This is a genomic window from Devosia sediminis, assembly GCF_016411825.1.
Taxonomy (GTDB): Bacteria; Pseudomonadota; Alphaproteobacteria; order Rhizobiales; family Devosiaceae; genus Devosia; species Devosia sediminis.
The window spans coordinates 309,645-322,261 of the sequence record NZ_JAEKMH010000002.1 but is presented as its reverse complement, the minus strand read 5'-3'; the positions used below and the strand labels follow the sequence as shown (position 1 = coordinate 322,261).

Here is a 12,617-nt window from a genome sequence, read left to right as displayed (position 1 = left end):
GGCAGATCCCCTCCCCCTTGAGGGGAGGGCTAGGGTGGGGATGTCGAACACTCCGGGTGACGACCATGTTCGGTGATTTCTTCTCACGCGCTCTGGTTGCAGGGGTCGGCCTTGCCGCCGTCACCGGGCCGCTGGGCTGTTTCGTGGTGTGGCGGCGCATGGCCTATTTCGGGGATACGATGGCGCATTCGGCGCTTCTGGGCGTAGCGCTCTCCATCCTGCTCTCGGTCAATGTGACGCTGGGCGTGTTTGCCGTCGCGGCGCTGGTGGCCGGCGCCCTGCTGCTGCTGCAACGGCAGAATACGCTCTCCACCGATGCGCTGCTGGGCATCCTCAGCCATTCGAGCCTTGCCGTGGGCCTCGTCATTGTCGGCTTCCTGACGCAGGTGCGCATCGACCTCATGGGTTTCCTCTTCGGCGACATCCTTGCCGTCTCGGTGGAGGACATCGCCATCATCTATGGCGGCGGCGTCGCGATCCTCGCCATCCTGGTGCTCAACTGGAGGCCGCTGTTGGCGGCGACGGTCAGCCCGGAACTGGCCGAGGCCGAGGGGCTGCGGCCGGAAGTCAGCCGCATCATCCTTATGCTGCTGATGGCGTCGGTCATCGCCATCGCCATGAAGCTGGTGGGCGTGCTGCTGATCACATCCTTGTTGATCATTCCGGCCGCGACGGCGCGACGGCTCAGCGCCACGCCGGAAATGATGGCTGTGGTCGCCGCCGGACTCGGTGTGCTTTCCGTGGTGGGCGGCTTGTTCGGGTCGCGCACCTGGGATACCGCTTCGGGACCGAGCATCGTGGTGATGGCACTGGCCATCTTCCTCGTATCGCTGGCGGTGCCGACGTCGCGGCTGTTTGGCAGGAGAGAACACAATGGCGCATGATCATGCGATGCCGGCGGATCTGACCCGCAACCAGGAACTGGTGTTGGGCACGCTCAACCACGCCCCTGCCCCGCTTTCGGCCTATGACATTCTCGACAAGCTGCGCAGCGAAGGCCTGCGGGCACCGCTGCAGGTCTATCGGGCGCTGGACAAGCTGGTGGAGCGCGGCCTCGCGCACCGGCTGGAATCGCTCAATGCCTTCGTCGCCTGTGCCGACGAGCATTGCCACCGTAAGGGGTTGATCGCCTTCGCCATCTGCGAGGGTTGCGGCAAGGTGGACGAATTCGCCGATGCCGTGATCGAGGAACGCCTCGGCGGCTGGGCCAAGGCCACCGGCTTCAAGACCGAGCGCACCACCATGGAAATCCGCGGCCGTTGCGCCGAGTGCCTCAAGGCGGCCGCCTAGGGATCCTCCGGGAACATCGGAATGCCAGGGATGGTGGGCAGCCAGGGCTCGCGGCGCTTGGCCCATCCTTCCACCAGGGGCTTGATGTCATTGGGCGCGTCGTCGAGCGTGCCGAGATGGATCTCGATCTGGTCGTCTGAAATGTTGAAACAGTGCGAGCCGCAGCGCGGGCAGAACGAGCGCCCATCATAGGTCTCGAACGGACCGGTCTGGGTGAACTGGTGCGGGCGCCAGTCGGCGTAGTGCAGGAAGGACGTGCCGGTGACCTTCCGGCAGTCGGTGCAATGACACAGCCCGCCCTTGAAGGGTTCGCCGCGCACTTCATAACGCAGATTGCCGCAGAGGCAGCCGCCGGTTCGGATCGTCTCGGCCATGATGTTCTCCTTGAGGGGAGAACACGGATGCGTCGGGAAGGTTCAGTGCCCACGCCAACGTCATTGCCCGGCTTGTCCGGGCAATTCATCAGCAGCGACATGGACCACCCGGACAAGCCGGGTGGTGACGGATCGGTTGGCGCGCTGATTTGTCTACGCGCCGAGCCAGACGAGGAAGCGCACCGCGGCGGCGCCGTATTCCCTCGTATCTTCGAGTTCAAAGCCTGAGGGAATGGTCACCTCCGCTTCGACGGCCTCCTCCCAGACAATGGTGGCGCCCGGCGCGATCCAGCCATTGGCGGCAAGTTCGGCCAGCGCCTTCTCACCCAGCACCTTGTTGTAGGGCGGATCGAGGAAGATCAGATCGAACTGGCCGAACGTGCCGGGGGTGCCCAGCGCCGTAGCGTCGCGGCGAAGAAGCTTGGTAACGCCGCCGGCGCCGAAGGCCTCGATATGGTCGCGGATAATGCCCCGCGCCTCCGCGCCGGTATCGACGAAGGTGACGTGGTCGGCGCCGCGTGAAAGCGCTTCAAGGCCCAGCGCGCCGGTACCGGCAAAGAGATCGAGCACGCGCTTGCCTGTCAGCACCGGGCCCAGCCGCGAGCCCAGGATGTTGAACATGGACTCGCGGGCGCGATCCGATGTCGGGCGAATGCTGTCGTCCGACGGCGAGGTGAGCTGCTTGCCCCGGAATTTGCCGGCAACGATGCGCATGGGCTAGCCGCGCGGCTTGCGCGGGCCGGTCGGGCGGCCGCCATCGGGACGGCCACCGGTGGGACGGGGACCGGATGGACGGCCACCAGGCTTGCCCGCGAACGGTTTGCCCTGGGGACGGCCAGAACGGTCACCCTGGGGACGATCACCAAAGGGCCGGCCGGCGGGACGACCAGAACGGTCGCCCTGGGGACGACCGGCGCGGTCGCCCTGGGGGCGTCCGCTTTGCGGACGGTCGTCGCGCTTGCCGGCATAGGGCTTGCGATCGCCAAAGGATTTGCCGGCCGGGCCGCCGTCACGACGCTGCGGACGGCCCTCGAAACCGCCTTCGGGACGCTGACCGCGCGCCGGACGATCACCAAAATCGCGCTTGGGACGATCGGCAAAGTCTCGCTTCGGACGGTCGCCGAAGTCACGCTTGGGACGGTCCGAGAAGCCACCGCGTGCCGGCTTGTCGCCAAAGCTGCGCTTGGGCCGATCCTCGAAGCGGCCTTCAGGGCGCGCGCCGCGCTCAGGGGGGCGCGGACCACGGGCGGTGCGATCGCTGAAGGGACGCGCCGGCTTGTCGCCGAATTCGCGCTCCGGACGATCGGAAAAATCGCGCTTGGGGCGGTCGCCGAAATCCCTGCGGCCCTCGGGGCGATCACCGCGCTCGGGGCGCGCCGCGGGCTTGCCGAAGCTGCGGGCGGGCTGGTCGTCGCGATCGGGGCGCTGGCGGCCGGGACCCTTGGGCTCATAGGCCTCGGGCGCCCTTCCATCGTCATCGAAATGCACGCGGCGGGCGCGGATGGGCCGATCTTCGCCAAAGCCGCGCGGGCCGGCATCGCGCCCGGCCGGACGCGGTCGCAGTGGCGCGCGGTCGCGCGGCGAGCGCACGGGCCGGTTGTCACGCGGCGCCGACTGCGCCATATCGGGGGCTTCGCTTTCGAAATCGACGCCGGCGGATTCAGCGAGCTTCTTGCCGAGCTGGTCGCGCAGCATGCGCGACTTGACCATTTCCACCGCTCCCTCGGCGAGGTCGCCGAGTTGGAAGGGACCATAGGAAATGCGGATCAGGCGGTTCACCTCGAGACCGAGGGACCCCAGGACATTCTTGACCTCGCGGTTCTTGCCTTCGCGCAGGCCGAGCACCATCCAGACATTGCTGCCCTGCTCGCGTTCGAGCGTGGCGGTGATCGGGCCATACTGCACGCCATCGACGGTGATACCATGCTTGAGGCTGTCGAGCTGGGCCTGGGTGACCGAACCGAAGGCGCGCACGCGATAGCGGCGCAGCCAGCCGGTGGCGGGCAATTCGAGCACGCGCTTCAGGCCACCGTCATTGGTCAGCAACAGCAGACCTTCGGTGTTGATATCGAGGCGACCTACGGTCAGGACGCGCGGCAGACCCTTGCGGCCCAGTTCTTCGAAAATGGTCGGGCGGCCTTCGGGGTCCTTCTCGGTGACCACGAGGCCTGCGGGCTTGTGGTAGAGCCAGACGCGGGTGCCCTGGCGGGCTGCCAGCGGCAGGCCGTCGACCTCGATCTTGTCCTTGCTGGTGACGTTGAAGGCGGGAGTGATAACCTTCTTGCCGTTGACCGATACGCGGCCATCGGCAATCCAACCTTCCGCATCGCGGCGGGAGCAGAGGCCGGCGCGGGCAATGACCTTGGCGAGGCGGTCGGCTTCAGGCTGTTTTGGGGTGTCGCTCATTGGAGCACTTTCTGACATGCGGGACCCTTATGCCTTCTGCGGGAGTGCAGCGGCGGGCGGCGCGGTAAAACAAGCAAAGCGGCCGGATCGATCCGGCCGCCCTATTCTGGTAAACGGGATGGACCCCGATTAGTTGTTCAGCTTCGTCTCGCTGGAGGTGAGGCGCGCATTCTGCGTGGTGCTGCTCGAGCTGCTGGCAGCCTGGCTGCGCAGCGCCTTGCGGACATCCTCGGGGCAGCGCGCATCCTGCAGCGGCACCAGCTCGCCCGAGGCGGCGCGGCAGACGAGCTGCGCGTCACCGACGCGGGTGAAGTACTCGGCCGGCGGCAGGTAGAGCGGGCGATCATTGTTCGCGGTAACGGACATGTTCGCCTGCTGCATGCGGGCGGTGAGCTGGCGCGCTTCCTCGGGCGTCAGTGGACGGCCGCCGAGGGTGCGCATGTCCACCACGCGCGCGTCGCGCAGCAGGCGGATGTCGTTCTCGCTGAGATTGGTGGTATCGATCTGCACGGTGTCGCTGTTGGCGGGCAACTGTGCCGAGGCCACCTGGGTGGTCGGTGCCGGCAGGCTGGCATCGCTCTTGGGCAGAACCAGCGGGGCGCGGGCCACGGTCAGGTCTTCCTTGGGCGCCTCGCCCGGGATCAGGCCCATGCCGCGGGCGGTCGAGCTCATGACTTCGCGCTCGAACGTGCCGAGGTCGGTCATGGCATTGGTGCCCTCGACCGTGGTGCAGGCAGCCAGCGCCAGGGTAGCCATCAGGCCGAGGGCGGCGAGGCCGGTCCTGGCGACGGTCTGAAAGGCAGCGATCTGCCCGGTCAATGCAATGCGCATCCAAGTTCCCTTACGATATCGGCGGCGCTTATAGCGCATTCCCATGGCTAAGGCCAGATTCTGGCAGCAAGGTGATTGTTTTGCCCTCAGGCCGACTTCTTCGGCTTGCGGCGGCTGAAGCCGAGCAGGTCGACGAAGAGCAGGATAACGCCGAAGGTAATGGCGACGTCGGCGAGATTGAAGATGTAGAAGGACCACGTTCCCCAGTGGAAGTGGAAAAAGTCGGCCACTGCCCCATAGATCAGACGGTCGATGGCATTGGAGAGGGCGCCGCCCAGGCACAGCGCCAGGCCGAGCCGCACAAGGAAGTCGTCGGAGCGCCACCACCAGATCGACAGCGCCACCATGGCGACCAGCATGACCAGGCCCAGCGCCCATACCGGCAGGCTGTCGAAGAGGCCGTAGGAAATGCCGGTATTCCAGACCAGCACATAGTCGAAGAACGGCGTCACGGTGATCATCTCGCCGCCACGCCAGCCGGTCATGGCAATGGGCTCGAAGAAATAGGGCACGCTGACACAGAGCGCCTTGCCGATCTCGACGCATTCGGATGCGATGTGAAAGCCCTTCTGCGCCCGATCGAGGCCGAAAGCGATGATCGCCGCCATCAGCGAAGCGAGGATGGAGGGATTGCGCAGGGAATGGGATGTGCTTGTCACAGGAAACTCCGTTGGCGCCCCCTCCCCCTTGAGGGGAGGGCTGGGGAGGGGGTCCCTCGGTCAATCACCCGACCCCCTCCCCAGCTCTGCTACGGCCTTACGGCCTAGCGGCGCTACCCTCCCCTCAAGGGGGAGGGCGGGAAGGAGCCACTGCTATCTAGATGCCAAGGGCAGCGCGCTCGCGCAATGCCTGGGCATCACGGGGGGTGACGTCGGGATAGTCCGGATCGGAGCCGACTTCGGGCAGCACCTTCCACGAACGGGCGCAGCGCTTGCCTTCGGCCAGAGCCGGGACCACGGAGACACCCGGCACGTCGTCGAGCCGGAAGGCCTCGAGCGGTCCTTCGTTCTGCTTGACCAAGATGGCCGAGGTGATGGCGATTTCGGCCAGGTCCTGACCTTCGAGCGCCACCACATAGCGGGTATCGGCCACATAAACCTGCGGCGCCGCTTCCAGCGACGAACCGATGCGCTTTTCGCGACGCTCGATTTCCAGTGCGCCGGTGACCACGCGGCGCACCGCGCGGATCAACTGCCACTTGGCGGCCAGGTCATCGTTGATCCAGTCGGCCGGGATTTCCGGGAAGAGCCGGAGGTGGACCGACGACCCTTCTTCGGGATGACGTTCCAGCCAGCATTCCTCCATGGTGAAGACCAGGATGGGCGCGAGCCAGGCGGTGATCGCGTTGAACAGGTGATCGAGCACGGTCAGGGCCGAGCGGCGCTTGATCGAGCTGATCGGATCGCAATAGAGCGTGTCCTTGCGGATGTCGAAATAGAATGCCGAGAGCTCGATATTCATGAAGTTCGACAAGAGGGTCACGACCTTGCGGTAGTCGTATTCCTTGTAGGCAGCGCGCACGCCCTGGTCGAGCTGGGCCAGTCGATGCAGCATCAACCGTTCGAGTTCGGGCATGTCCTTGGGATCGACCACGTCCTCGGCCTTGAAGTGGGCAAGGTTGCCGAGGAGCCAGCGCAGCGTGTTGCGGAGCTTGCGATAGGCGTCGACCGTGGTCTGGATGATTTCCTTGCCGAGGCGCAGGTCTTCCGAATAGTCGGACGAGGCCACCCAGAGGCGAAGGATATCGGCGCCGAACTGCTTGATGATGTCCTGCGGGGCAACGGTATTGCCCAGCGACTTGCTCATCTTCTTGCCTTCACCATCCATGGTGAAACCATGGGTGAGCACGCTGTCATAGGGTGCGTGGCCATTGGTGGCGCACGATTCGAGCAAGGACGAATGGAACCAGCCGCGATGCTGGTCCGAGCCTTCGAGATACATCGAGGCCGGGAACTTCAGATGCGGCCACTTCTGCTTGTTGCGCAGCACGAAGGCATGGGTCGAGCCACTGTCGAACCACACGTCGAGCACGTCCTTGACCATCTCGTAGTCGGAGGCTGCGTAGTCCGATCCGAGATAGCGCTGGGCTGCCCCGTCCTTGTACCAGGCGTCGGCGCCTTCTTCCTCGAAACTCTGGGCGATGCGGTGATTGACCGCCTCGTCGCGGAGGATTTCGGCCGTTTCCTTGTGCACGAAAACGGTGATCGGCACGCCCCAGGCGCGCTGGCGGCTCAGCACCCAGTCGGGGCGGTCGGCGATCATGGCGCGCAGGCGATTCTGCCCGGCGGCCGGGTAGAACTTCGTCGCATCGATGGCGCGGAGCGCGCGGGCGCGCAGCGTATCGCCGGCCTCGCCCTCGATATCGCGGTCCATATAGACGAACCATTGCGGCGTATTGCGGAAGATCACCGGCTTCTTGGAGCGCCAGGAATGCGGGTACTGGTGCTTGACGCGGCCGCGGGCGATGATGTTGCCATGCTCGGCCAGAGCCGTGATGACGCGCTGGTTGGCGTCACCCTTCTTGCCATTGTCGTCGATGACGCGGGCGCCTTCGAGGCCAGGGGCCTCGGGCGTGTAGAAACCGTCGTCGCCCACCACATAGGGGATGGCGGGATCGATGCCGCGATCCTTCAGCAGGCGCGTCGATTCCATCCAGATGCCGAAGTCGTCGAGGCCATGGCCAGGCGCGGTGTGGACGAAACCCGTACCGGCGTCGTCGGTCACGTGCTCGCCATCGAGCAGCGGCACGTCGAACGTGTAGGCACCCGCGAAGCCGCGCAGCGGATGGGCAGTGGTGATCGCGCGCAGTTCTTCGGCCGAGACCGGAGCACGCTTCTCAAAGCCGGTCACCTTGGCCTTGGCGAACACCTCGGCTGCCAGCTTGTCGGCCAGGATGTACTTTTCGCCTACCTTGGCCCAGTTCTCGGCTGGCGCCTCGGTCACTTCGTAAAGACCGTACTCGATCTTGGACGAGAAGGAGATGGCGCGGTTAGCTGGGATGGTCCAGGGCGTAGTCGTCCAGATGACGACTGAGGCGTTCACAAGTCCATTCATGGTCTCGACCGGGCCTGATGCCACCGGGAACTTCACCCAGATCGCGTCGCTCTCGTAGTCCTGGTATTCGATCTCGGCTTCGGCCAGCGCGGTGCGCTCGACCACCGACCACATTACGGGCTTGGACCCGCGATAGAGCTGGCCGGACATGGAGACCTTCATCAGCTCGCGCGCGATCTGCGCTTCGGCGTCGAAGCTCATGGTGAGATAGGGATTGTCCCATTCACCCAGGATGCCGAGGCGCTTGAATTCCTGGCGCTGAACATCCACCCACTGCTCGGCAAAGCTGCGGCATTCCTGGCGGAATTCCACCACCGGAACCTCGTTCTTGTCCTTGCCCTTGGCGCGGTACTGCTCCTCGATCTTCCATTCGATGGGCAGGCCGTGGCAGTCCCAGCCGGGGATATAGGCCGAGTTGTGCCCCAGCATCTGCATGGACCGGGAGACCAGGTCCTTCAGCGTCTTGTTGAGCGCGTGGCCGATATGGATGTTGCCATTGGCATAGGGCGGGCCGTCATGCAGGGTGAAGAGCGGCCGATCCTTGGCCTGCTCGCGCTGCAGGGCGTAAATGTCCATGTCTTCCCAGCGCTTGAGCCAGCCTGGCTCGCGGTCGGGGAGACCGGCGCGCATGGGGAATTCGGTTTCCGGCAGGAAAAGCGTGGCCGAATAGTCGGTTTCGGTCGCGCTGTTGGCGGTGTCGTTCATGGATCGGCAATCGGTTTGGAAGAATTCGCGCGCCTTTTAGCAAGGCAGGGCGGCGGGGGCAAAGGCTGATTTGCCGCGCTCAGCCCAGCAGCGGCGCGACTCGCGCCCGCACCAGCCGATGAATATCGCCGAAGAGATCGGGGTAAAGCGCCTGCGAAAGGTCGCGGGCCAGCGCGCCGCGCGCCGTGTCGTGGTAGAGCGCATGGACGGCATCCACGATCTGCGCTGCGGTCCAGGCCTGGTAGGGCACGATGTCGAGCGCCCCGAGATCGGCGGCCCGCCGGGCGTGGTATTCCTGCTCCAGGTGTTGCGGGAAGGCCAGTTGCGGCAGGCCCAGGCCCAGCGCCATGCAGATCGAGCCATGCTGGCCGGCATTGAGGGTCATCCGGCTGCGCGCGGCGATCTGCTCGACCGGCACCGCTGCCCGTTCGATCATCACGCCCGAACCGGCGAGCCGGGCTGCAATGGCGGCGTCGACACCGGGCAGATAGGCCCGCACCGGCAGGTCGAGGGCGCAAAGCGCGTCGACCAGCGGCGCATAGGCGGTCTCGGCGGTGGAGAAATAGAGGAACACTTCATCGCCGGCGGTGCTGGCGCGCGGCAGGGCTTCGTTGAGCGGCGGCAGCAGCGCTTCGGTGCGCCGCCCGTGATAGGGATCGAGCTGCCTTATGGTGCGCGGCATCGACACCGATGCATCGTAGATGTCGGCAAAGCATTCGAGTGGCGCCGTACCGGCAGCGGACAGCAGGGCGTTGACATTGGCCAGGAGCGCCGCCTCGTCATGCACGAGGGTCGTGTATTGCGTCAGCAGGATGGGAAACTGCTTCATGCCCGGTGGCGGCGCGGAATAGCCGGTCCCGACGCAGACCGAGGGAATGCCGAGCACCCGGGCGGCCAGCAGGCTGACGGGGGCGAAATCGCCGATGACCAGATCGATCCGGCGCGTTCGCAGCACGTCAAGCCACCAGTCGAACTGGAGCTTCAGCCGCTCGGGAAAGGCGAAGCACAGGTCGCCCAGAAAGTCCGACCAAGTGGCGGCGCGCGGCCAACCCAGGGCCTTTCGCGGGCCGGGATGGAGATAGAGGCCCGCGCAGGGATAGACCAGTTCGCAGAGGGGCGCGATCTCCGCCGCATGGTCCATGCGGCAGAGAGCGGCTTCGTAGAGGTGGGACGGGCCAAGTGCCTCCGCCATGACCTTGAGGGTCATGACGTGGCCGCGGCCTGCCCCACCTTCCCAGGCGAGCAGGATGCGCTTGCCCATGTCAGGCCGGGTTGTAGCAGCCGCCGCACGGATTGGGTGTCTGTGGCGGCTGGCATTCCTCCGGCTCAGGTTCCGGTTCCGGCGGAGGTGGCGGTGGTGGAGGTGGTGGTGGCGGAGGCGGAGGTGGCGGTGGCGTCGGCGGTGCGGGCGCAGGGGGCGGTGGTGGCGGCGGTGGCGGCGGCGCGACCACGCCGCCCCTCGAGGTCACCGGGACCCCCGTCGAGCTGGAATAGGGCTGCGGATTGCAGATTTCGACATGCGCATCGGGATCGGTGAAGATGAGCGCGAAGCACTCCATCTGGAACCGGATCTCGGATTCGAGTTTGGGCGTGAGGGCCATGACGGGGCTGATCTGGCCCGCCATGGTGACCGCCGCAACGGCACCGTAGAGGCGCAGCCGCGACGCCGGCTTCTTGTCAAAGAGCATAGTACAACACCTTCTGAACAACTGGGTTCGGCGGCGGGCGCCGGTCAACGCAGGCGTGGTTGCGAGGGCTCTCCCCGATCCGCTCCGCGGCCAGGGCCGTGGTTACACGCGGTTCGGTCTTAACCTTTTGTTGACCATTTCAACCTAGGGGGCGCGAAAACCTGCTACATCGGACGAATGTTCGAGGACTGGGGTCATGCTTAACGGCATGAATCTCGCATGGATCTGCACGAGCGGCTGAGGGGTGAGTTGCAGGCAACGGCCGTTTCGGACGCTGCATGGCCCGAACTTCTGCTGCGGCTGGCCGATCTCATCGGCGCGACCGAAGCCACACTCGGCGGCGGGCAGCGCAGCGGTCAGCTCGAAATGTTCGCGCCGCGGACCGACCTCGGGCAGGTGCAGGTCTATCACGACATCTTCCACCAGCAGAACGTGATCATGCGGGCGGTTGCCCGGCAGGGCCCTGGTGCGATCACGGTGACCGACACGCTGCCGGAAAACGAGGGCTTCCGGCGCAGCGACTTCTACAATCTCTGGTGCGTGCCGCAGCGGTTCAACCACGCCGTGGCGCTCAATCTCGCCACCAGCACCGGCTGGGCCGGGACGCTGGTCATCAATACCGCCGAGGAAGTGACGACCGATCAGATCGAGCTGGTGCGGACCCTGGCGCCCGATCTCAGCAATGCCGTGGAGCGCTGGAGCTGGCTGGCGCAACTGCGCCTCGCCAATCGGATGACGCTGGATGCGCTCGACCTCTCCGGGCAGGCGGCGCTGATGCTGGACCGCGCCGGAAGGGTGATCGACGGCAATCAGACGGCCCAGGCCATGTTGGGCGACGGGCGCCTCCAGATCCGCGACGGGCAGCTCGGCAGCGCCGACACGCAGAGCACGCAGAACCTCGCCCGGATCATCGCGCGGTGTCTCTCCCAGCTCGATCACGGCATCGGCCGCACGCAGATCACGGGGCCTGATGGCCCGCTTTCAGTGCAATGCGTCCCCTTCCCTCCCGACATGACCTATCCGGTGCCGCAGCGGCCGGTCGCCATGGTCATGATCGCCGACCCAGGACACAGGCTGCGCCAGAGACTGGCGACCCTGACCCGGCTTTACGGCCTCACCCGCGCCGAGGCGGAACTGGCCATCGCCGTGGTGGAGAAGGGCAGCCGCAAGGCCGCGGCGCTGGCGCGCGGCGTGTCGGACACCACGGCCCGCTCGCAACTGACCAGCATTTTCGACAAGACTGGCGTGCGCCGGCAGACCGAGCTGGTCCGCCTCTTGATGGTCGAGAGCTGAGCTAGGCGAAAAAGCCCAGGCGCGCGTCGAGGTCGCTGATCGGCCGGGCGGCGGCGATCATCTCGCGGGCCTTGTTGCGATCGCGATCCATGGCGGCGATGAGCTCGTCGAGGCCGGAAAACACTTCTTGCCCCCTGATATGCCCGATCAGCGCAACGCCCAGCGTCTGGCCGTAAATGTCTTCGTCGAAGTCGAAGAGATGCGTCTCGAAAGGCGGCAACTGATTGTCGAACATCGGCTTGCCATGGGCAGCCACACCATCGAACAGCCGGTTGCCCAGCCGCGCCCGCACGGCATAGACGCCCTGGGCGAGCTGGAAGCCGGTGGGCGTATGCGTATTGGCGGTGGGAAAGCCCAGCTCGCGGCCGCGCTGGTCGCCCTTCACCACGCAACCGTCGAAAAACCAGTGATAGCCCAGGAGCCGGTTGGCGGCAGTGACGGCGCCTTCCGACAGCGCCGCCCGGATGCGGGAAGAGGAAATGACTTCCTCGCCCTCATCCATCAGGTCGAGCGTTTCCACCTCGAAGCCGAGGCGCTCGCCGGCGGCGCGGAGAAAGGCGGGGGTCCCCCGGCGCTGGCGCCCGAAGTGGAAATCGGAGCCGACGATGACGCCGCGCACGCCCAGTTGCTCGACCAGCATGGTCTCGACGAAAACCTCGGCCTCGTTCTGCGAAAAGGCCTTGTCGAAGGGCAGGATGATGATGCCGTCGAGCCCCATGGCCTCGGCCAAGCGCGCCTTGGCATCGCCATGCGTCAGCCGGAACATGAAGGGGGCGGGCGCAAAGACGTCGCGCGGGTGCGGCTCGAAGGTCAGCATCAGCGCCGGTACGCCGGCCGCGCGGGCCCGCTCGAGCAAAGCGGCCACCACCGTCTGGTGGCCACGATGAAGGCCATCGAAATTGCCGATCGCAACAAAGGCACCGCGCAGGTTGAAAGGCAGGTCAGCCAGGCCGGACAAGCGGACGAAGTCGGTCAT

12 protein-coding genes are annotated in these 12,617 nt (G+C 65.9%); 3 read left to right on the top strand and 9 right to left on the bottom strand.

The features are described from left to right. Positions 1-65: 65 nt before the first annotated feature. Both JEQ47_RS08860 and JEQ47_RS08855 read left to right on the top strand, forming a co-directional pair. Positions 66-884: a metal ABC transporter permease gene (locus JEQ47_RS08860; protein WP_198876049.1), complete on the top strand. Its 819-nt coding sequence runs from the start codon at positions 66-68 to the stop codon at positions 882-884. After that, positions 874-1,290, top strand: coding sequence for a Fur family transcriptional regulator (locus JEQ47_RS08855; RefSeq protein WP_236020761.1), 417 nt, complete (start codon positions 874-876; stop codon positions 1,288-1,290). Before JEQ47_RS08860 ends, JEQ47_RS08855 begins: the two co-directional genes overlap by 11 nt. On the opposite strand, the gene JEQ47_RS08850 is transcribed toward JEQ47_RS08855, so the two are convergent. The 8 genes from JEQ47_RS08850 to JEQ47_RS08815 form a co-directional block, all read right to left on the bottom strand. Then, positions 1,287-1,664, bottom strand: coding sequence for a GFA family protein (locus JEQ47_RS08850; RefSeq protein ID WP_198876048.1), 378 nt, complete (start codon positions 1,662-1,664; stop codon positions 1,287-1,289). The genes JEQ47_RS08855 and JEQ47_RS08850 overlap by 4 nt on opposite strands. A gap of 153 nt (positions 1,665-1,817) precedes the next feature. Continuing rightward, positions 1,818-2,378, bottom strand: a complete 561-nt coding sequence (gene rsmD, locus JEQ47_RS08845; protein ID WP_198876047.1) for a 16S rRNA (guanine(966)-N(2))-methyltransferase RsmD — start codon at positions 2,376-2,378, stop codon at positions 1,818-1,820. Positions 2,379-2,381: 3 nt separating this feature from the next. Beyond that, positions 2,382-4,070: a pseudouridine synthase gene (locus tag JEQ47_RS08840; protein ID WP_236020760.1), complete on the bottom strand. Its 1,689-nt coding sequence runs from the start codon at positions 4,068-4,070 to the stop codon at positions 2,382-2,384. A gap of 129 nt (positions 4,071-4,199) precedes the next feature. After that, positions 4,200-4,901, bottom strand: a complete 702-nt coding sequence (locus JEQ47_RS08835; RefSeq protein WP_198876045.1) for a hypothetical protein — start codon at positions 4,899-4,901, stop codon at positions 4,200-4,202. Positions 4,902-4,987: 86 nt separating this feature from the next. Then, positions 4,988-5,560 carry a signal peptidase II gene (gene lspA, locus JEQ47_RS08830; RefSeq protein ID WP_198876044.1) on the bottom strand — a complete coding sequence of 191 codons (573 nt, stop codon included), beginning with the start codon at positions 5,558-5,560 and terminating at the stop codon, positions 4,988-4,990. A 157-nt stretch (positions 5,561-5,717) separates the two neighbouring features. Further along, entirely contained in the window at positions 5,718-8,660 is a 2,943-nt protein-coding gene (ileS, locus tag JEQ47_RS08825) for an isoleucine--tRNA ligase (protein WP_198876043.1), read from the bottom strand. Between the two features lie 79 nt (positions 8,661-8,739). After that, the gene (locus JEQ47_RS08820) at positions 8,740-9,921 is read right to left on the bottom strand and encodes a glycosyltransferase (protein ID WP_198876042.1); all 1,182 of its coding nucleotides are present in this window, start codon (positions 9,919-9,921) and stop codon (positions 8,740-8,742) included. A gap of 1 nt (position 9,922) precedes the next feature. Next, a complete protein-coding gene (locus JEQ47_RS08815) occupies positions 9,923-10,348 on the bottom strand; it encodes a hypothetical protein (protein WP_198876041.1) in 426 nt (141 codons plus the stop codon). A 219-nt stretch (positions 10,349-10,567) separates the two neighbouring features. On the opposite strand from JEQ47_RS08815, the gene JEQ47_RS08810 reads away from it, so the two are divergent. After that, positions 10,568-11,641 (top strand): helix-turn-helix transcriptional regulator, encoded by a 1,074-nt coding sequence (locus tag JEQ47_RS08810; RefSeq protein ID WP_198876040.1) that lies wholly within the window; start codon positions 10,568-10,570, stop codon positions 11,639-11,641. Position 11,642: 1 nt separating this feature from the next. Here the strand turns inward: JEQ47_RS08810 and JEQ47_RS08805 are convergent, their stop codons facing one another. Further along, positions 11,643-12,617 carry a bifunctional riboflavin kinase/FAD synthetase gene (locus JEQ47_RS08805; RefSeq protein WP_198876039.1) on the bottom strand — a complete coding sequence of 325 codons (975 nt, stop codon included), beginning with the start codon at positions 12,615-12,617 and terminating at the stop codon, positions 11,643-11,645.